Source organism: Candidatus Omnitrophota bacterium (assembly GCA_021735655.1).
Lineage (GTDB): Bacteria > Omnitrophota > Gorgyraeia > Duberdicusellales > 4484-171 > JAHKAJ01.
On the sequence record JAIPGM010000003.1, the window covers coordinates 226,683 to 247,496 of the forward strand.

Genomic DNA, 20,814 nt, shown 5'->3' on the forward strand with positions numbered 1-20,814 from the left:
CGATGTTAGACAGCTACTACATGGAGCGTGCGCTTTTGTTGGCTAAGCAGGGAGAAGGTTTTACTTCGCCTAATCCTTTGGTCGGGGCAGTTATTGTTAAGAAGGATAAGATAGTATCTCAAGGTTATCATAAAAAATCCGGCTTGGCCCATGCTGAAATCGAAGCAATAAATAAGATTAGTCTTTCGTCCTGCCGAGGGGCAACTCTTTATGTTAATTTAGAGCCTTGTTCTCATTTTGGAAAAACTCCGCCTTGTGTTGATAGGATAATTAAAATGAAGTTTAGGAGAGTAGTTATCGCGACTAAGGATCCTACCCAAAAGGTTAATGGTAAGTCGATAAGAAAATTAAAAAAAGCCGGGGTTAAGACTTCGGTTGGGTTATTGAAGAGTCAAGCTTCTAAACTCAATGAGGTATTTTTTAAAAACAGTATAAAATCGATGCCTTTTGTGGTTGCAAAGGTTGCTCAGAGCCTGGACGGAAAAATTGCAACTAGAAAAGGTATTTCTAAATGGATTACCGGTCAAGATTCACGCAAAATGTCTAAAGCTTTGCGGGATAAATACGATTCGGTTTTAGTCGGAGTTAATACGGTTTTGAAAGATAATCCTGTGTTAGCCGGATTAAAGAGGGTGCCATTTAGGGTGGTTATCGACCCTAGTTTAAAGATTAACCCGAAAGCCCACATTTTAAAACATAACCCAACTAAAACTATTATTATTACTGCTTCAGGCGATAAAGTTAAGTTGAAAAAACTTCCTGGCCTGGTAACGGTTTTAACTATTAAGAGAGATAAAGCTGGGTTAATTCCAATTAAAAAGATTCTGAAATCACTATATAGCTTAGGGATAATGTCAGTTTTTGTTGAGGGCGGTTCAAGAACGATCGGTAACTTTTTTGATCATAAGTTAATTGATAAGGTATTTTTCTTTATTGCACCTAAGATAATTGGCGGTAAGGACGCACTCAGCTCAATTGGCGCTAAAGGTTTTGCTGCGCTTAAAGACGCCCCAGGCTTAAAAGATGTAAGGATAGAAAGGGTTAAGCAAGATATAATAATTTCAGGATATCCGAAATATTAGATGAAGAGTAAAGCCTTTCATGGTTTAATTATTAGCCGGCGCTCAACCAGACTTTTTAAGCAAAAGAAGGTTTCGCTTAAGATACTTAAGCAAGCAGTTAATGCCGGACGCTTGGCTCCTTCTGCGGCAAACCTGCAGTATTTAGAATATCTGGTTGTAACTGGCTCTAGAAATTTAGAAAAAGTGTTTCCGCATACTCGTTGGGCCGGATATTTGCATCCAAAAAGAATTCCACCTCAAGGTAAGCGACCAACCTGTTATATTTTTATCTTGGTTAATAAATTAAAGTCAAAGCAACCTGATTCCCGAGACGTGGGCGCAGCAGTTGAAAACATTATTCTGTCTCTTCTTGCCGAGGGTATTGCTAGTTGTTGGATTGCTGCTCTTGATAGAGTGGCTTTGAGAAAAGCGTTAAAAATCCCTTTAAAATTTAAGATAGACTCTCTAGTTGCCTGTGGCTATCCGGCAGAATACCCTAAATTGGAAACGGATGCAAAAAAAGTAAAATATTGGTTAGATAAAAAAGGTCGTCTGCACGTTCCTAAACGCCCCCTTAAAGATATTATCTATTTTAATTAAATTTTATGAAAGAGTTTGATCAACTTTTGAAAACAGTGCGAATTTTGCGTTCACCTAAAGGGTGTCCTTGGGATAGAGCTCAAAAAGTTAAAGATATGAAAGGCTATCTTTTAGAGGAGGTCTATGAACTTATTGACGGCATCGATCGAAATCAGGCTAAGACTGTTGAAGAAGAGTTAGGGGATATTTTTCTAATTTTGATTGTAATCACCGAGATGTTTCGTTACGATAACAATAAGTTTGATCTTAAGAAAGTATTTAAGAAAATTAATAATAAATTAATTTCTCGCCATCCTCATGTTTTTAGCAGCAAGAGGCTAAATACGAAAGAGGAGGTCTTGGATCATTGGGTCAAGGCTAAGGCTAAGAAAAAAAAGCGAAAATCGATAAAAGACCGGTTGCCTCAAGCTGCGCCTTCTTTACTTTTAGCTAATATTTTTTTAAAAGAGTGTACTTATTTAACTGGAAAGAAGTTAAATAAAAATCAGTTTCTAAAATTACATCTTAAGTTAAAAGATAAGGTCAAGGCTTTGAAAGGCAATAAGGCTTCAAAAGATCTATTAAGCGATATTATTATTGATGTATCTAAAATTGCCTTTAGCCGTGGTATCAATTTGGAAACTCAGACCAGAAAGGTGATTTTGAGAGAAGCGAAGAAGACCCTTTATGATAATGGCGGCTGATTTTTATGTTATATGAAAATAAAATGAAAAAAATAAGAATTTAAGTTTTTTTGTTTTTTGCTATAATGATTTTCTATGGAAAATAAAAGACGCATTCTAAGGTTAAATGTTGGTGATTTTGTAGAGATTCGTCCACTTTCTGAGGTTGGCAAGGTCCATAAGGGCAAGGCTAAAGATATATCACCTATGGGGATATGCTTTTCTAGTGATACCGAGTGGAAGACAGGGCAAGTCTTGCTTATTGATTATTTTATCCCTGAAGAGCTTGATTCAATCCAGCTTAAATTAGTGGTAGCTTGGTCAGAGTTTATCGATCCGGAAAGCGGGTATTTTTGCGGTGGAGAGTTAATAGACGTTGAACCCTCAAAAGAAACAACATTCGCCACGTATTATTTTAAGAGATTGCAAGATCGGCCTTCTAGATAGCTTTGATCAAACTTTCTTGTCTAAATAAATTCTAAATTAATGAATTCGAAAAAGGATCTAGGCCTCGATAAATTCCCTCAGGTCGTAGTAGTTGAAGCCTCTGCCGGATCAGGCAAAACCTTTGCTTTAGCCAAAAGGTATCTCGAACTTATCGCTAGCCCTAAGCTTATTAAAGAGCCTCTATCATTACGCTCGATTTTAGCTATTACTTTTACCAATAAAGCAACTATTGAGATGAAGGAACGAATTCTTGATCTGCTTAAAAAAATAGCCCTAGATGGTTTTTTGAGTCAAGCCGAAAGAGAAGATATTCTAAACTTGTTAGGCTTAGATCAGGAAAAGGCTAAGCTGATCGCTCATGATATTGTTGATAGGATAGTTCGCCATTATAATTTTTTTCAAGTTAAAACTATTGATAGTTTTATCAATGCCCTTCTTTTAGGTTGCGCTTTAAACATTGACCGTTCAAGCTCCTTTAAGATTAAGCGTGATTACCGACATCATTTGGCCTTTTGTCTTGATTTAGTTATTGACCAAGCTTCAAGTAATCGAGTAATCTTAAAGCTTCTTGAGGAGTTTTTAGATCACTATTTATTTGTTGAAAACCGAAAAGGTTGGTTTCCCAAGGAGGATATTCTAAGTTTAATGCATTCTTTGTTCACTTTAAGTAATAAGTTTGGTGGTCTTTTTCAGGTCTACAAGGGCAAAGGTTTGGATGTAATTAAAATGAAACGACATATTTATCAAAAGATTGTCGAGCTTTCACTTACCTTGCCGGAAGGCATCAATGCTAATGCGTTTAGGTCTATCGTTGGTTTTGTTGATAAGTCAGAAAATATATTTGATATCGCTGACATTCCCCAAAGTTTAACTAAGTCTAATCCACTGATGAATAAGGAAAAAGTCGCTCCGGAAGACTTTATTAAAAGGTGGAGGAGTATCCATGGGCAGTTAGTTGAGCTCATCGAGCTTGACGCGACGGTTGCTTACAATCCTTACGTAGCTCTTTTTCATAAGCTATTAGAGTTTTTTCAGGTTATATCTAAAAAAGAAGACGTATTATTTTTAGAAGAGCTTAATCATAAGGCGCGTTTACTTTTTGATCAGGAGGGCTTAACTGTCGCCGAAGCTTATTATCGTTTAGCTACTAGATTCAGACACTACCTGATTGATGAATTTCAGGATACCAGTATTTTGCAGTGGCGTAATCTAGAGCCGATGATTGATGAGGCTTTGTCAACTGGTGGTTCTTTATTTTATGTTGGGGATAAAAAGCAGGCTATCTATCGTTTTCGTGGTGGCGAGTCCGGTCTTTTTGATGAAATTAAAGGTAAATTTTCACGATATAATGTTATCCCGACTCAACTTACCAACAATTGGCGCAGCCAAAAAGCAATCATTGATTTTAACAACAGGATATTTTCAAAGGATAACTTAGCTAAGGCTTTAGAGCTTTCTGGAATAAATGAGGCACTTTCTGGTGATTCCGGTGGTTGTAGCGAAATTGCAGATGTGTTTAAAGATGCCTTTCAGAAAGGTAGGGACAAAAATTGCATGGGTTATGTGTCTGTTGAGCATTTGGATGAGAAGAATCAATCCGAGCGAAATGAAATTATGCAGCCTAAGATTATAGGCTTACTTAAGAGCTTAAGCGAGCGTTTCCGCTATGAAGATATTGCAATACTTACCCGCAACAACTCTGAAGTAGAGCTAATAAGTTCTTGGTTACTTTCAGAAAAGATTCCAGTTGAGTCGGAAAAAACTCTTAACGTCATTGAGAATTCTTTAATCAAGGAAGTTATCTGTCTTTTAAAATTTCTGAATTCTCCGATTGACGATTTGAGTTTTGTCGGTTTTATTCTTGGAGAAATATTTATTAAAGCTAGTGGGGTATCCCGAGAGCAAATCAGCCAGTTTATTTTTGAGCTTCATTCTAAGCGGAAGGGAAGTGGAGGTATTTCTTTTTATCGTAAGTTTGCCAAGCAGTATCCGAAAATTTGGAAGCAGTACTTTGAAGATTTTTTTCAGAGTGTTGGGTTTATTTCAGTTTATGAGTTGCTTTCGAGTATTTATAATCGTTTTAGCCTGTTTGCTAATTTTTCTAAGCAGCAGGCTTTTTTTATGAAGTTTTTTGAGTTAGTTAAACAGAGAGAAGATGAATACGTTGGGATTGGGGAGTTTTTAGATTATTTAGAGAGTGCAGCTTCCGAAGATCTATATGTTACTATCACCCATAGCGATTCGGTTAAAGTTCTTACTGTTCATAAGTCCAAGGGGTTGGAATTCCCGGTAGTGATTATTCCTTTTTTTAGGATCGAGATAAGCCCAGAAACCGGCGCTAAAGGAACGAATTCTTATGTTTTGCCTGGCAATGAGAATCAAGATTTAGGTTTAGTGAGAATTACAAAAACTCACCGTCTTTTTTCTAAGAAATTAAATAAGATTTATGCTCAAAATTACAAGAAGGCCTGTATTGATGAGTTGAATAATATCTATGTAGCCTTAACTCGGCCTAAACATGAGTTATATATTTTTATTCCTAATAAGAGTGGCCCAAGCTCTAATAAGGCTTCGTTTTTTATTCCTAAGGATTTAACTAAGCTTGGCGTCCAGAAGGAATATTCGGATTTAAAAAAAGATATCACTCAGCCAATGATCGAGACTCAGGGCCAGGATTATCGAAATTGGATAGATGTTCTTGGTGAAAAAAAGACTCCTAAGTCAGAAGTTATTAATCGGGAGAAAATATTGGAAGGAAAAGTAATCCACGCTTTGCTTGCCCAAATTAAAAATTACTCAGTTAGAGACAAAAGCTTAGCGGTTGATGAGGCTATTGCTATTGTCAAAAGAGATTATCCTAATATCGATAACTTTGCTCAATATAAGAATAAACTTATTAAATTGGTGGAAGATGAAAGATTTAAAGATATATTTTATTCTGGCGAAGCTAAGGTTTATTGTGAAAAAGAAGTGGTTAACAAGTATGGTGATTTAAAAAGAGTTGATCGGTTGATCATTGGTGAAAAAGATATCACCATCATTGACTATAAGAGCACAAGCAGCCAAATGGATAAAGACAGAGAGCAGGTTAAGGAATATTTAGAGATATTTTCCGGTATCTATTCTAAAAAGAAACTTAAAGGGTTTATCGTGTATTTAGACGATTTTTCTTTAGAAGAAGTAAAATTTTAATTTAATAATAGTTATGGAAAAAGTCGTAAGTTTAAATTTAAGTGATAATTTTATTGAAAGACTAGCCGATTTTATCCTTGATAATTTCAAGGATACCACTGATTTTAGCAATATTGCTTGTGTTTTTGGCGGCAAGCGGCCAAGTTTATTTTTGCGGCGGGCTCTTAGCGAGAAAATAAAAAAGCCTTTTTATCCACCGACTATTTTTACGATTGATGAGTTTGTGGAATATTCTTTGGGTGCATCAGCTAAGAGGCCGATCGGTGATCTTGAGGCGGCTTATTGTGTTTACAATATTGTTGCTAAGTATTCACCGAGCTTACTTAAGAAAAGAAAGGGTTTCGCTGAATTTTTACCTTGGGCTAGAGAGATTAATTCTTTTATCGAACAACTTGATTTGGAAAATATTTCTAATCAGAAGCTTAAAGGGATAGCTAGCAGCGCTGAGATTGGATATGATGTGCCAGCTAGCATCAATAAGCTTCTTGAAAACATCGCCCAAATACGTTATAGCTATCATAAAATTTTAGATGAGAATAAGTTTTATTCACGGGGAGGCATGTATTTAGAGGCATCTCTTCAGATAAAAAAGAAGCAATTAGAAGAGTTTAAAGCAGTAGTATTTTGTAACTTTTTTTATCTGCACAGTACTGAAATGGAAATTATGAAGGAAGTTAAGGCTAGCGGCAAGGGTTTTTTTATTTTTCAAGGTTCAAGCCGTGAGTGGTCGGTATTAAATAAAACTGCAACTGAACTCGAAGTGACTATCGAGCCGAATTCTAAAGAGGTAAGCCGTCCGAATTTAAATTTTTATCAGGGTTTTGATATGCATTCAGAAGTAGTTCTTGCTCATCATGCGTTTAAGAAAGTTAAGAACAAAGAAAATACAGTAATTGTTTTACCTAAAACTGAGACTTTGATTCCTTTACTTACTGAGGTCGCTCCTTCAATTGGTGCATGTAATGTTTCGATGGGGTATCCTCTGAAGCGTAGCTCGCTGTTTGTTTTGCTCCATCTTCTACGAAAAGTCCAAGAAAGTAAAAAAGACTCAAAAGTATACACCCGAGATTACCTAAATTTAATTAGGCACCCGTTAGTTAAAAATTTGAAGATTTCTAGCGATCCAGTAATAACTCGGATTATTGTACATAAGTTAGAGGAGTTGTTGCAGGGTAGTGAAACTAGTACAATTGGTGGTAGTTTATTTTTATCTCTTTCAGATATAGAACATGAGGCAAAAATTTATTCCTTGGCTGTCCAGACGCTTAAAAGTATCAATATTAACGTTGAGGAGGCCGAATGTAGACGGGTGTTGCTTAAGCTTCATCAGTTATTTTTTTCAATTTGGAAAGAGAATGGTACTTTTTTTGATTTTGCTGATAATTTTAAAAAGGTTTTAGGATTCCTTGTTGAAAATAGTGCGCTGGATAAATTTTCTTTAAACCTAAAGGTTATTGAAAAACTTCAAAATTTAATTGATGAGTTTAAAAGTCTGTCATTTAAAGATCAAATATTTTCTAGCAGCCAGATTTGGGAGATTTTTGAGCAAAAGCTTGAATATGAAAAGATATCATTTATTGGCTCTCCGTTAAAGGGAACCCAGGTGTTAGGCCTTTTTGAGACACGTTCTTTAAGTTTTGAAAATGTTATTGTTCTTGATCTTAATGAAGGGGTCTTACCTAAATTGAAGATTTATGAGCCTTTAATCCCGCGTGAAGTTATGCTTAATTTAGGTTTAAGTCGTCTCGAAAAGGAAGAAGAAATTCAAAGATATCAGTTTAGTTCGCTGATTGCTTCGGCCAAGGTTGCTGATTTGATATATGAAAAAAGTCAGGAAAAAGAAAAGAGTCGGTTTGTTGAAGAAATATTTTGGAGAATTCAAAAAGAAAAAGGAAATCTTTCGGCGGCAACCGTTTCCGGTGTTTCATTTTCTATTGCTACTAGCTTAAAACAGACTGTGATTAAGAAAACAGTTCCGGTAATTGAATTTTTAAAAAAGGAGAAATATTCTGCTAGTCGGCTCAATACTTACCTTAGCTGTCCGTTAAAGTTTTACTATCAATATGTTTTGGGCTTAAAAGAGCAGGAAGATGTGCTTGATGAGCCGCAGAGCTCTCACATTGGAACTTTTATTCATGAGCTTCTTGAGGAAACCTTTAAGAAGTTTAAGGGCCGCCAACCGTTGATTAATCAAAGCTTCAGAGATTACTTTTTTAAGAAGATGGATGTTAAGTTTGAAAATGAACTTGCGCCGCGCATGAAATCTGATTCTTTTTTACTTGCGCGAATAATTAAAAACCGCCTTGAGCGATTTCTTGACAATGAAAAGGAGCGTTCGGTTAAAAAGATTATTTGCTTAGAGGAGAGGCGGGTTGGGCGGTTGAGTTTAGATAACTACTCTTTAGAATTTAACTACACGGTAGATAGGATCGACCAGCTAGGAGATGATAGCCTGGTAATCATTGATTATAAGACTGGCGGAGCAGATTTTTCACCTAAGAAACTTAAAGTTCTTCAAAAGATGGAGATGAGTCGAGATTCGATAAAAGAGTGCATAAGATCATTTCAGCTTCCGCTTTATTATTATTTTACTTTACAGGAATTTCCTAATAAAAGTATTAATGCTCAAATTTATAATTTGCGTAGTTTAGAGCGCAAAAGTTTTATTGCTGAAAGTGACTACTCACAGCGAGAGAGGGTATTAGAAATTTGCTTAAGGGCTTTAGCTACAGTATTCGATGAGCTGTTTGACTCTAAGATTGACTTTTTGCCTGAGAAGGAGGAAAGGAAATGTTCCTTTTGTCCTTTTAGATGGTTTTGCGTCTAGGGCGAGGGGGGATTATTTTTTCTTTTTTGTGCGTCGCTTTTGGGATGGTTTTATGAAATATTGTCGTTCTCGGAACTTCTTAACAATCCCTTCTTTTTTACATTGAGCCCGAAAACCGCGCAAAGCTCTTTCAAAATCTTCATTTTTGTTAATTTGTACTTCAGCCATTGATTCCTCCTGGTTTCGAATGTTATACCATAATTATCATATTTTTCAAAGAAAAAATATTGGGGTTAAAAAAGGGGCAATTTTGGCCTTTATCCTTAGGCTTAATTGTGGTATGATTTTTATCAATGGTTAAAGATAAAAAGCTTAATTTAAAGGATATTTTCTGTATTGCTACCGGGGCGATGATCTCATCAGGCCTTTTTGTCCTACCAGCTATTGCCTATCGCTATAGTGGGCCTTCGATAATTTTAGCTTATCTTGTTGCCGGTCTTTTAATGATTCCTTCCATTTTTAGTAAATCTGAGCTTCTTACAGCTATGCCCAAGTCCGGAGGCACCTATTTTTTCATCGAGAGAAGCTTTGGCCCACTTTTAGGTATTTTCGGCGGGTTAGCCAGTTGGTTTTCACTTAGCTTGAAGAGTGCTTTTGCTCTAATCGGTATCGGTGTATTTTTAGAATATTTTTTGCCTTCAGCGAGCAGTCCTCAACTTTACTTTTTCATTAAGCTGATTGCGGCTTCTTTCTGTATAGTTTTTGTTTTAGTAAATATATTCAGTGTGCGCTTGAGTGCACGGTTACAGAACGTTTTAGTTTTCTTTTTACTTACGATTTGCGTTTCTTATATAGTTTTTGGGATAAAAAACATAAATTATGATAACTTTCGTCCTTTTATGTCTAAAGGTGTTTGGCCGTTTTTTTCGGTAGTCGGTTTAGTTTTTGTTTCTTATGGAGGTCTTACTAAGGTAGCTTCAATTGCCGAGGAAACTAAAGATCCTTCGCGAACTATTCCGGTTGGTATGTTTTTATCTTTCTTGGTGGTTCAAGTGATCTATGTTTTATCTGTAGCAGTGACAATTGGCTTGCTTTCATCGGGAGAATTAACTTCAACTTTTACCCCCTTAACTCATGGGGCGATTAAAATTGGCGGAATAACCTTTGGTATAGTTATTTCTCTGGCTGCGCTGGCGGCCTTTATTACTACTGCTAATGCCGGTATTTTGTCTTCTGCTCGGGTGCCTTATGCCATGGCTAAAGACAGCTTGCTTCCTTCTAAATTTTCTTTAGTTTCAAAAAAGTTCAATACTCCTTATGTTTCGATAATTTTTACCGGCTTGTTTATGCTTTTTTTGATACTTTTTTTGGATTTAGAAAATTTAGTTAAGACTGCCTCAACTTTGATGATTATTCTTTTTATTTTTGATAATCTTTCGGTAATTATAATGCGTCAAAGTCGCTTGATAAACTATCGGCCTAATTTCCGTTCGCCGTTTTATCCCTGGATGCAAATATTTGCCATTTTTGCATACGGATTTTTAATTTTTAAAATGGGCATAATACCTTTGGCGATAAGTGCTGGTTTTATCGGTGTGAGTTTAATTTGGTTTGGTTTTTCATCGCGAAAGATTAAGCGCCAATCTGCCCTGATGCATATTGTTGAGCGGGTAACTGCTAAGGAGTTCGTAGATATATCTTTGGAAGATGAGTTAAAAGAAATTCTTCATAAGCGGGATAATGTTATTAAGGATCGTTTTGATCATTTGATTGAGAAATGTTTAGTTCTAGACTTAGATAAAGATATAACTAGGGATGGTTTTCTTTCTTTGATTTCAGAGGCTTTGCATCAGAGATTAGATATCGATAAGAAAATCGTTAAAGATTTACTTATTGAGCGAGAAGAACAGTCAACCACAGTAATTGAAAAGGGCTTGGCTTTGCCGCATATCGTTGTTGAGGGGAAGAATAAGTTTGAGATAGTTATTGTTCGTTCAAAAGAGGGCCTAGCTTTTTCACATGAGAAAGATCCGGTTCATATTGTATTTGTTTTGGCTGGTTCAAAGGATGAGCGAAATTTTCATCTTAGATCACTTATGGCAATTGCTCAGATTGTTCAAGGACATAACTTTCATAAGGATTGGATGCGAATGAAAGATGGTGAATCGTTACGAATGTTAGTTTTATCTTCAACCCGCAAACGAGATATATGATACCTAAAACAAAAATCATTGCTACCCTAGGCCCGGCGAGTAATACCGAGGCTGTTCTGAGAAAAATGTACCTGAGTGGTCTTGATATAGTACGGCTTAATTTTTCACACGGTAACCATCAAGAACATTTACAACGAGTGAAGATCGTCCGTATGCTTAATAAAAAATTGCATCGGGCAGTTAAGATAATGCAGGATTTAGAGGGTTATCGTCTGCGAGTCGGTAAGTTAAAAGAGCAATTTTATTTAAAAAAAGGTGAAAAACTTTACTTAACTCAGGAAGATATTCTGGGAGATAGAGGAGAAGTGTCTTTTGACTATAAAGGTTCGTTGAGACGCATTAAAAAAGGATTTTTAATCCATATTGATGATGGTCGGATAACTCTGAGAGTTTTGTCAGTTGAAAAAAAGTGCCTAAAAACTCGAGTAGTTACCGAAGGTCAATTAAGGGATTCAAAGGGGATAAATATCCCTGAGGCAAAATTAGAGTTTGAGGCGCTTACCGATAAAGATAAAAAGGATGTAAAAGTAGCCATAGCTCAGAAATTTGATTATATTGCTCAATCTTTTGTGAGTTCAGCTAAAGATTTAAAGTTACTTAAAAATATAGTTTTACCGAAGCATCCAAAATGTAAGTTTTATGCTAAGGTTGAAAGTAGAATTGCTTTGGTTAATTTAGATGAAATTATTAACGAAGCTGATGGAATAATCGTTGCTCGTGGCGATCTTGGTATTTGTGTTCCAATCTATAAAGTCCCCACCATTCAGAAAGAGATTGTTAAGAAGTGCCATTCTAAGAATAAGCCGGTAGTTGTGGCGACTCAAATGCTGGACAGTATGACTGACCAAGCGTTACCGACTCGGGCTGAGGTAAGTGATGTAACTAATGCTATTCTTGATGGTGCGACTCATCTTCTTCTATCGGCTGAAACGGCAGTTGGCCGGCATCCTCAGAGAGTAGTAGATATGATGAATAAGGTAATTAAGAACACTGAGAGCTATCAGAGAAAGTTAAAGGATTTATTGAAATGAGGATATTAATAACAGCCGGAGCAACCTGGGTTAAGGTTGATGAGGTGCGGATCTTTACGAATTGCTTTACTGGTAAGAGCGGGCTTTATTTAGCCCGAGAACTAAAGAAAAAAGGTCATTCAGTCACTCTTTTGATAAACCCTCATTGTACCGGCAAGATAAGTGATATCACTTCAGTTTATTATCGTTATTTTGATGAATTTAAAAGTAAAGTTTATCAAATTTTACGAAAGAAAAATTATGACGCTATAATTCACATGGCTGCAGTGAGTGATTATCAGTTAAGGGTCCCTAAAAAAGGCAAGATTCCATCGGGCAGGAGCAACCTAATATTAAAACTGGTGCCGGCTGAGAAGATCGTTAAGACAATTAGAAAACTAGCCAAGGAAGCACTATTAATCCAATTTAAATTAGAAGCCAATCGTAAAGGTTTAAAGGAGAAGGCCTATAAAAGTCTAAAAAGCAATAAAAGTGATTTTGTGGTTGCTAATAGTCTAACCGATATGGACTTAGGTTATAAGGCTTTCTTAATTAATGATAAGAAAAAAGTGATTAATATCGGATCTAAAAAAGCCCTTGCTGATACTTTGAATCGGATTATAATAAAACAATCATGGAAAAAGGTCTAAAAAATAGCAATATTCTGATTGGTGTTTGCGGAGGGATATCATCTTATAAAACCTGTGAGCTGGTACGCCTTTTCATTAAGGGTGGTTTTTCAGTTAAGGTAATGATGACTAATTCGGCAACTAAATTTGTTACTCCATTGGTTTTTCAGGAGCTTTCCAGAAACTCGGTTTATATTGATATGTTTAATTTAACTAAAGAGGAGAATGTTAAACATATAAGTCTTGCCCAATGGGCTGATATTTGTGTAGTTGCACCACTCTCAGCTAATACCCTTTCTAAAGTAGCTTGCGGTATTTGCGATAATCTTTTGACTACGGTTATTTGCGCCTTACCTAAAGATGTAAAAGTTTTGCTGGCTCCGGCAATGAATGAATTTATGTGGAAGAATCCAATTATTCAGGATAACGTTGCCAAGCTTAAAGGTCTAAAAAAGTACATAGCTCTTGAGTCGGAGAGAGGCGAACTTGCCTGTGGCGCTTACGGAGAAGGCCGAATGCCTGAAGTGGTTGAAATCTACAAGAAAACAAAATCTCTCCTTAGGAAATAGTTTGACGATGTCAATTTACCTTCTTTTTACTATACTTGCCGTACTTGTAATAATTCTGATTATCCTTATTTTTAAATTAGGTAAGGACAAGGAAGATATTCTTCTTCATGGCAAGTTAGACTCTTTGCGAGAGGAGCTTACTAAAAATATTATCCAGACCCAGGACAATGCTCTTAGTTCTCATCGGGCGGTATCCGAAGAATTAACCAAGCTTTATGAAAAAATCGGCGGCTTAGACCGAGAGAGTCGAGAAATTCTTCAACTCACCAAGTCTTTTCATGATATCCTAAAGCCGACTAAAAGCCGTGGAGAATTGGGTGAAAGTATTTTAGAGAACTTGCTTCGCGACATTTTGCCTGGTGAGGTAGTGGTTGCTCAATATGGATTTAAAGACGGAAAGAAGGTTGATTTTGTAATTAAACTTCCTTCAAATCTTGTACCGATTGATGCTAAATTTTCGCTTGAGGCTTTTAAGAATTATCTAGATGCCGAAGAAGCTGATAAAAAGCGCCAGCGTAAGTCTTGTATCGATAGTATAAAAAAACGAATCAGCGAAACAGCAGGTTATATCTATCCTGACGAAGGAACAACTGACTTTGCTTTAATGTACGTACCTTCAGAGGCAGTTTATTATTTTATTGTTACCGAAACCCAACTTTTAGAGTTTGCTCATCAGAAGAAGGTGTTTGTGGTTGGTCCGAATACGCTTTATGCGTACCTAAAGACTATTTTTATTGGTTTTCAGGCAATGAAGATAGAAAAAAGAGCAAAGCAGATTTATGATAGTTTAAAGCGTTTAGATAAAGATGTTTCGAATTTTATAAGGGAGTACAACATTTTAGGGACGCATATCCGCAGCGCTTCCTTAAAATATGATGATGTAGCAAAGAAGGCAGAGAATATTTCTTCAAAGTTAAGTTTAATTGGGAGTGATTCTGATGAGAATAAAAGTGAGAGTGATTCCAAAAGCCAAGAAGACCAGGATCACCCAAGACAAAGAAGTCCTGAAAGTGTATCTCAATGAGCCGGCAATTGAAGGCAGGGCTAATAAAAAGTTGTTTGAACTTTTGGCTGAACATTTTCAAGTAAAGAAATATCAAATTTCTATAGTGAAGGGTCAGAAGCAAAGAGATAAGATAGTTGAGATTAATTTTTAAAAAAGGTTGGCGATGAGGAAGAGTTTTACTTTAATCGAGTTGATTGTAGTCATTGCGATTATCGCAATTCTAGCAGCAATCATCGCCCCTAATGCTTTTAGAGCAATCCAAAAAGCCAAGGCGTCTAGAATAATAGCTGACTTCACTGCTATTAAGAGTGCAAGCATGAGCTTTTATGCTGATACCGGTAGTTGGCCGGTAAATATTGAACCTAGGCCAGATCCCGGAGGTACTAATTCTTGGACTTGGATAAAAAGTGGCCAGCATCCTCTTATGGATAATCTTAATAATTGGATTGGTTGGGACGGACCTTATCTAGAAAGCTCTTTAGCTTCGCCTTCTCCGCCTACTGGTGTTCCGGGCTGCACAAGCCCCGGATACTATTATACCCAATGGTGGGGCAGCGGTTGGCATGCGGGAGGTTATGGCAAATTTGATTTGGATAAAAATCCAAGTACCGGCGGAGCTTGTTATATAGCTGCTACTGGCTGTGAAGTTAATAGCGCTTGGAGTATAAATATTTTTCCTATACCTGCGGACGTGATGAAAAGTATCAACCTGGCTTTAGATGGTGACGATTCTTTTGATGATATGCTCGGGCGAGTGCAGGTTTATAGCGGTTGCGATGGTTTAGTAAGTTTTTACGTTTCTCATCCGATATAGAACATACATTTAGACGTGCGATTGGTTAATAAAGAGTACTGTTTTCTTATTAAGGATGTTTTCTCATCTTTATCTTTGGTCGGATTTACTAAAAACAGTCTAGTTGGCAATCTTCCTCAAGATATCCAGACAGCCCTTTCTTTTTCTGATCAACAGTTCAAAGTAGCCTATCTAAACCAGATCCATTCGGAAAAAGTCTTATCAGTTGACCAGGCTGGCTGCTACGAAGGTGATGGCTTGTTTACTAAAAATTCTGGTTTAGTTCTAGTTGTTAAAACTGCTGATTGCTTACCGCTTCTTTTCGAGAGTAAGGAGCTGGGGGTAATCGGGGCAGTGCATATGGGTTGGAAATCAGCTAAGGCCGGTATTTTGGATAATCTACCTTATGAATTGAGTTCTTTTAAAGTAGTTGCTGGTGTGGGTTTAAGAAAATCTTGTTATGAGGTCGGGGATGATTTTCTCAATCATCAGCCGTTTAAGCCTTTTATCGAAAAGACAGACGCTAGGTTCTATTTTAACCCGGTAGAGTTTGCTAGGAGTGAACTTATTGCCAGGGGTTTAAAAGAAGACAATTTCATTGATTTAGATATTTGTAGCTTATGCAGTAAGAGCAATTTTTCTTCTTGTCGTCGCGGCGATACCTCATCAAGAACTTTATCTTTTATTTTAAGATAATGACTAAAAATTGTTATTACATTTATAAGATTATATGATAAAATTATAAACCAATCTTAACTAAATTTATTTAGAAGGTTAATATGGATCAAAAGAAGACACCACTTTACGAACAGCACATAAAACAAAATGGCCGAATGGTTAATTTTTCCGGTTGGGTTCTGCCTTTGGAATATAGAAGTAGTCTTGAAGAGGCAAAGGCTGTCCGAAGCAGCTGTGGTATTTTCGATGCTTCACATATGGGCGAAATAGAGGTGACCGGAAAAGACGCCTTAGCGTTTTTGCAAAAACTTTTGAGCAACGACCTTTCTTTACTTAAGACCCAACAGATGCAGTACAATCTTATTCTTAATTCAGCCGGAGGTGTGGTTGATGACTGTATGGTTTATTGTTTAGAGAATAAATTTCTCTGCGTAGTGAATGCTTCCAATAAAGATAAGGTTTTTAGCTGGTTTAATAAAAATAAGCAAGGCAATGTTGAAATCAAGGATAAAAGTGAGGAGTTAGCTCTAATTTCTCTCCAGGGACCGAAAGCCGTTGGAGTGATTGCGGAAGTTATTGGTATTAAGCCTGTTGAGTTAAATTATATGTCTTTCTTAGAAGCTGCAATCGATAACAAGTCTTTTTTAATTTCTCGTAGCGGTTATACCGGTGAAGATGGTTTCGAGCTTTATGTTCCTTCTGGTGATGCTGAATTTTGGTGGAATAAACTTTTAGCGGCTGGTGAGGTTTTCGGAATTACGGTTTGTGGGCTAGGGTCTCGTGATATTTTAAGAATTGAGGCTGGTTACCCTTTGTATGGTCATGAGCTTGATGATATTATTAATCCTTATGAAGCGACTTTGGCTTGGGCCCTAAAGCTTAATAAAGATTTGATTGCTAAAGAAGAATTAATGCATATTCAGCAGGAGGGTTTAAAAAGAAAGAGAGTCGGTCTAGTTATGCAGGAACGGGCTGTTCCGCGTCAGGGTTATTCGGTATACTTTAAAGATAAAGTTGTTGGAGAAGTTACTAGCGGTACTTATTCTCCTAATCTGGAACAGTTTATTGCTATGGCTTATTTAGATAAACAGTACACAGAAGTTGATTCAGAGGTTAAAATAAAGATTCGTGATAAGTTTTATCAAGCAAAAGTGGTAAAGTTTCCTTTTATAAGACCAAAAACAAAAAAGTTAGCAAGTAAGGGGGCTTAAAATGTCAGAGTTTAAATTCACTAAATCTCATGAATGGGTGAAAGTAGAGCCAGATTCAGCAACTATCGGGATAACTGATTATGCTCAATCTCAGCTAGGTGATGTTGTATTTGTCGAACTGCCTAAACCTGGAGGCGCAATTCAACAGACTAAGCAGTTTGGTACCATTGAATCAACCAAGGCTGCCAGCGAGCTTTATGCTCCGATCGATGGAGAGATCGTTGAAGCTAATAACAATGTAGTTTCGAATCCTCAACTAGTTAATCAGTCAGCTCAAGATTTTGGCTGGTTACTTAAGGTAAAGATTTCTGATTTTTCTCAGCTTGATAGCTTGATGGATGAAGTAGCTTATCAAGAGTTTGTAGCTAAAGAAAGTAAATAAGCAGAAACTAATCATATGCCTTACATTTTAAATACCTACAAAGAAACTGAAGAGATGCTACGGGCAATTGGAGTAAGTTCGATTGAAGATCTTTACAGCCAAATACCTAAAGATTTAAGGCTCAAAGCAGCACTTAACATACCTAGTGGTTTGAGTGAGTTAGATACTAAAAGAACCGTTAAGGGGCTTGCTGAAAAAAATATTCCGATTGATGAGTTTAATTCATTTCTCGGTGCCGGATGCTATGATCATTACATACCGGCGGCTTTAGAGTTTATAGTTTCTCAATCTCAACTGCTTACCGCTTATACCCCTTATCAAGCTGAGTGCTCGCAAGGTATTTTGCAGGCAATTTATGAGTACCAAAGTTATATCTGTCTTTTAACTGGCATGGATGCTTCTAACGCTTCTTTGCTTGATGGGGCTTCGAGCTTAGCTGAGGCAGTCCTGATGTCTTTGAGAGTAACTAAACGCAATAAGATTGTTGTACCTTCTAATCTTCATCCCGAATATCGTAAAACTCTCGAAACCTATTTAAGTGGTTTTGATTTTGTGGTTAAAGACCTAGAATTAGGAGATGATGGATTAGTAAATTTAGAGGGAGCTAAAGCGGTAATTGATCAAGATACAGCCTGTTGCATTATTCAGAGCCCTAACTTTTTTGGTTTGATTGAGAAGGTAGAGGATTTGGCAGCTTTAGCTAAAGAAAACGGGGCGATGACGATTATGGTGACCAACCCTTTATCGTTAGCAATATTTAAGGAGCCATCCAATTTAGGTGTTGATATTATTTGTGGTGATGGCCAACCTCTTGGGGGAAGCCTTAATTTCGGCGGGCCTTCATTTGGATTCTTAGCCACTAAGAATGAATATATTCGTCAGTTACCCGGACGGATTGTTGGAAAAACTAAAGATGCCCAGGGTGAGTGCGCATATTGTTTAACTTTGCAAACTCGCGAGCAGCACATCCGTCGCGAAAAAGCAACTAGCAATATTTGTTCTAATCAATCTTTGAATGCAATAGCTGCGGCAGTTTATCTTTCACTTGTCGGTCGAGATGGTCTCTATGATACTGCTCTTTATTCTTTTAGTAATACTCAATATCTTTATAAGCGCCTTAAGGAAGTAAGGGGAATTAATATTCCTTATTCGCAATCAGTGTTTAATGAGTTTGTTTGGGAAGTGGATAATTCAGAAATTATATTAGCTAAACTTTATCATAAAGGAGTAATCGCCGGTTACCAAATTGGCAAGATATTTCCTCAACATAAAGACCGAATTTTAAGTTGCTGTACTGAAAAAAAGACCAAGGATGATATAGATCAATTTATTTATTTTTTAGCCGAGATACTGCATGGATAGAAAATTAATATTTCAAAAAAATAGCGAGTTAAAATCAAGTGGTTATGTTGGGAAACCGAGTGTTTCCTTAATTGATCCTAGGGATGTTTTTCCTGATCAGTTTTTGCGTAGCGAGTTGCCCCTGCCTCAATTAGGTGAGCTTGAAGTAATTCGGCACTATAGTCAGTTAGCCGAGCTTAACTTTTCAGTCGATACCCATTTTTATCCTCTTGGTTCTTGTACTATGAAATATAATCCGAAGCTTAATGAGTCTTTGGCCAACCTAGAGGCTTTTAAAGGAATCCATCCTTATCAGGATCCAGAATCGGTGCAAGGGGCTCTTGAGCTTATCTATAATTTGAATATGCTTTTATCTGAAATAACCGGAATGAAACAATTCACCTTTCAGCCCTCAAGCGGTGCTCAAGGTGAGCTTACTGGCTTGTTGATGATTCGTAAGTTTCATCAAGTTTCTGGAAATAGGAAGACTAAAGTTATTATTCCTGATTCAGCCCATGGCACAAACCCAGCCTCAGCTAGTATGTGCGGCTATGAGACAGTGATAATTGAAAGTACTGAGGGAGGATTAATCGATATTGAAAAACTAAGAGCAGCGGTAGATCAGGATACAGCAGCGATAATGCTCACTAATCCTAATACTTTGGGTTTGTTTGAAGAACAGATTCTGGAAGTGGCAGCAATAGTTCATCAGGCTGGAGGTTTGCTTTATTATGACGGAGCAAATTTTAACCCGCTTTTAGGCATTACTAACCCGGCGAAAATGGGTTTTGATGTTATTCATCTTAATTTGCATAAAACCTTTTCTACTCCCCATGGCTGCGGTGGTCCCGGAGCTGGTGTGGTTGGAGTTGCTAGCAAGTTAGTTGATTTTCTTCCTACACCAGTCGTAGCTAAAAAAGATGACGTTTATTATTTTGACTACTCGCTGGAAAATTCAATTGGCCGTTTACGTACCTTCTATGGTAATTTTGGCGTTTTAGTTAGAGCCTATAGTTATATTTTACGTTTAGGAAGGGAGGGCTTGTTGCGAGTCGCTCAAAATTCAGTAATTAATGCAAACTATATAAAGGAGAAGTTAAAGAATCATTATCATTTGGCTTACAATAAACCTTGTATGCATGAGGTAGTTTTTTCAGCTAAGCTTCAGAAAGAAAAAGGTGCCTCAGCTTTAGATATCGCTAAAAGACTTATTGACTACGGTATCCATCCGCCGACGATATATTTCCCTTTGATTGTTAAGGAGGCCTTGATGATTGAGCCTACTGAAACTGAGAGTAAAAAGACTCTCGATAAATTTATCCGGGTGATGATTAGCATCGATCGAGAGATAGCTGAGGAATTATACAAGGTTAAGAATGCTCCTTGTGAGGCACCGATTAAAAGGGCTGATGAGGTTCAGGCAGCACGCTTTCCGGAGGTAAGATGGAAAAAAGATGGCGCTTAATCGTCGATAAGAAAAAAGACGGTTATTATAATATGGCTGTTGATGAGGCAATACTGCTTAACTATCAAACTCAGCGGGTTCCGACTTTGCGGATTTATGGCTGGAGTGAGCCATTTATTACTTTAGGTTACAGCCAAGAACCTAACGAGGTGTTAGAATTAACCAATAAGTTACCTTTTTTAAAGAGAGTTACTGGAGGTTCAGCTATTCTGCATGATCGTGAGCTTACTTATAGTATTACCTGCGTGTTGGAGGATTTAAGTTTGACTAGCTCGGTCAAAGAGTCCTATAAAACTATTTGTAGTTTTTTGATAAATTTCTACCAAAGTTTAGGAATTTCCGTTAAGTATGCTAAAGATACTGAAGAGACAAGCCTAGATGAGCAGACTCCTTTTTGTTTTTCCAGTTGGCAGAAATTAGATTTGGTTGCGGCTGATAAGAAAATCGGTGGTAATGCCCAAAGGCGTAAGCGAAACTTAATTTTTCAGCATGGTAGTATTCCTCAAGAATTGGATTTTTCGATAATTGATAAGGCGATTAAAACTCCTTTTGATGTTAGAAAGAGGGCAACTTCTTTGGAACAGTTGCTTGGCCATCATACCGACTTTTCTTCTTTGAGCCAATTATTAGCTAAAAGCTTCGAAAATACATTTGGGCTTGAACTTTACCGGGATGTGATTTCACCATCAGAAGAGCTGACAGTTAGTGATATCCTAAAAAAGAAACAGCAGATTCATCTTTTTTGATTTTATGGCTAATGAAAGCGTTTTCATTGTTTTCATAAAAAC

The 20,814-nt window shown here is 37.0% G+C and carries 20 protein-coding genes; 19 read left to right on the plus strand and 1 reads right to left on the minus strand.

Annotated elements, in window-relative coordinates; genetic code table 11:
- Positions 1–2: 2 nt before the first annotated feature.
- The 6 genes from ribD to K9L86_03900 all read left to right on the plus strand — a co-directional run bounded on the left by ribD (position 3) and on the right by K9L86_03900 (position 8,789).
- Positions 3–1,082, plus strand: coding sequence for a bifunctional diaminohydroxyphosphoribosylaminopyrimidine deaminase/5-amino-6-(5-phosphoribosylamino)uracil reductase RibD (gene ribD, locus K9L86_03875; GenBank protein MCF7907994.1), 1,080 nt, complete (start codon positions 3–5; stop codon positions 1,080–1,082).
- Complete coding sequence (locus K9L86_03880; GenBank protein ID MCF7907995.1) at positions 1,083–1,661, plus strand: nitroreductase family protein; 579 nt, start codon at positions 1,083–1,085, stop codon at positions 1,659–1,661.
- A gap of 5 nt (positions 1,662–1,666) precedes the next feature.
- A complete protein-coding gene (locus K9L86_03885) occupies positions 1,667–2,344 on the plus strand; it encodes a hypothetical protein (GenBank protein MCF7907996.1) in 678 nt (225 codons plus the stop codon).
- A 75-nt stretch (positions 2,345–2,419) separates the two neighbouring features.
- A complete protein-coding gene (locus K9L86_03890) occupies positions 2,420–2,770 on the plus strand; it encodes a hypothetical protein (GenBank protein MCF7907997.1) in 351 nt (116 codons plus the stop codon).
- 39 nt (positions 2,771–2,809) lie between these two features.
- Positions 2,810–5,962, plus strand: a complete 3,153-nt coding sequence (locus tag K9L86_03895; GenBank protein MCF7907998.1) for a UvrD-helicase domain-containing protein — start codon at positions 2,810–2,812, stop codon at positions 5,960–5,962.
- A 13-nt stretch (positions 5,963–5,975) separates the two neighbouring features.
- Positions 5,976–8,789, plus strand: a complete 2,814-nt coding sequence (locus K9L86_03900) for a PD-(D/E)XK nuclease family protein (protein MCF7907999.1) — start codon at positions 5,976–5,978, stop codon at positions 8,787–8,789.
- A 12-nt stretch (positions 8,790–8,801) separates the two neighbouring features.
- On the opposite strand, the gene rpsU is transcribed toward K9L86_03900, so the two are convergent.
- The gene (gene rpsU, locus K9L86_03905; protein MCF7908000.1) at positions 8,802–8,957 is read right to left on the minus strand and encodes a 30S ribosomal protein S21; all 156 of its coding nucleotides are present in this window, start codon (positions 8,955–8,957) and stop codon (positions 8,802–8,804) included.
- Between the two features lie 125 nt (positions 8,958–9,082).
- Here rpsU and K9L86_03910 point away from each other — a divergent pair, with 125 nt between their 5' ends.
- The 13 genes from K9L86_03910 (at position 9,083) to K9L86_03970 (ending at position 20,772) form a co-directional block, all read left to right on the plus strand.
- Entirely contained in the window at positions 9,083–10,942 is a 1,860-nt protein-coding gene (locus tag K9L86_03910; GenBank protein MCF7908001.1) for an amino acid permease, read from the plus strand.
- Complete coding sequence (pyk, locus tag K9L86_03915; protein MCF7908002.1) at positions 10,939–11,973, plus strand: pyruvate kinase; 1,035 nt, start codon at positions 10,939–10,941, stop codon at positions 11,971–11,973. Before K9L86_03910 ends, pyk begins: the two co-directional genes overlap by 4 nt.
- The gene (locus K9L86_03920; protein MCF7908003.1) at positions 11,970–12,602 is read left to right on the plus strand and encodes a phosphopantothenoylcysteine decarboxylase; all 633 of its coding nucleotides are present in this window, start codon (positions 11,970–11,972) and stop codon (positions 12,600–12,602) included. Before pyk ends, K9L86_03920 begins: the two co-directional genes overlap by 4 nt.
- Positions 12,587–13,150 (plus strand): hypothetical protein, encoded by a 564-nt coding sequence (locus tag K9L86_03925; GenBank protein MCF7908004.1) that lies wholly within the window; start codon positions 12,587–12,589, stop codon positions 13,148–13,150. Before K9L86_03920 ends, K9L86_03925 begins: the two co-directional genes overlap by 16 nt.
- 7 nt (positions 13,151–13,157) lie before the next feature.
- Positions 13,158–14,174 carry a DNA recombination protein RmuC gene (locus K9L86_03930; GenBank protein ID MCF7908005.1) on the plus strand — a complete coding sequence of 339 codons (1,017 nt, stop codon included), beginning with the start codon at positions 13,158–13,160 and terminating at the stop codon, positions 14,172–14,174.
- Positions 14,089–14,307 (plus strand): DUF167 domain-containing protein, encoded by a 219-nt coding sequence (locus tag K9L86_03935; GenBank protein ID MCF7908006.1) that lies wholly within the window; start codon positions 14,089–14,091, stop codon positions 14,305–14,307. The genes K9L86_03930 and K9L86_03935 overlap by 86 nt, the downstream gene beginning before the upstream one ends.
- A gap of 12 nt (positions 14,308–14,319) precedes the next feature.
- Positions 14,320–14,970: a prepilin-type N-terminal cleavage/methylation domain-containing protein gene (locus K9L86_03940; protein MCF7908007.1), complete on the plus strand. Its 651-nt coding sequence runs from the start codon at positions 14,320–14,322 to the stop codon at positions 14,968–14,970.
- Positions 14,971–14,985: 15 nt separating this feature from the next.
- The gene (locus tag K9L86_03945; protein ID MCF7908008.1) at positions 14,986–15,645 is read left to right on the plus strand and encodes a polyphenol oxidase family protein; all 660 of its coding nucleotides are present in this window, start codon (positions 14,986–14,988) and stop codon (positions 15,643–15,645) included.
- An 83-nt stretch (positions 15,646–15,728) separates the two neighbouring features.
- Positions 15,729–16,838: a glycine cleavage system aminomethyltransferase GcvT gene (gene gcvT, locus K9L86_03950; protein ID MCF7908009.1), complete on the plus strand. Its 1,110-nt coding sequence runs from the start codon at positions 15,729–15,731 to the stop codon at positions 16,836–16,838.
- A 1-nt stretch (position 16,839) separates the two neighbouring features.
- Positions 16,840–17,220 (plus strand): glycine cleavage system protein GcvH, encoded by a 381-nt coding sequence (gene gcvH, locus K9L86_03955; GenBank protein ID MCF7908010.1) that lies wholly within the window; start codon positions 16,840–16,842, stop codon positions 17,218–17,220.
- A 15-nt stretch (positions 17,221–17,235) separates the two neighbouring features.
- Positions 17,236–18,582 (plus strand): aminomethyl-transferring glycine dehydrogenase subunit GcvPA, encoded by a 1,347-nt coding sequence (gene gcvPA / locus K9L86_03960; GenBank protein ID MCF7908011.1) that lies wholly within the window; start codon positions 17,236–17,238, stop codon positions 18,580–18,582.
- Positions 18,575–20,026 (plus strand): aminomethyl-transferring glycine dehydrogenase subunit GcvPB, encoded by a 1,452-nt coding sequence (gene gcvPB / locus K9L86_03965; GenBank protein MCF7908012.1) that lies wholly within the window; start codon positions 18,575–18,577, stop codon positions 20,024–20,026. The genes gcvPA and gcvPB overlap by 8 nt, the downstream gene beginning before the upstream one ends.
- Positions 20,005–20,772: a lipoate--protein ligase family protein gene (locus K9L86_03970; GenBank protein ID MCF7908013.1), complete on the plus strand. Its 768-nt coding sequence runs from the start codon at positions 20,005–20,007 to the stop codon at positions 20,770–20,772. Before gcvPB ends, K9L86_03970 begins: the two co-directional genes overlap by 22 nt.
- The last annotated feature ends 42 nt before the right edge of the window (positions 20,773–20,814 follow it).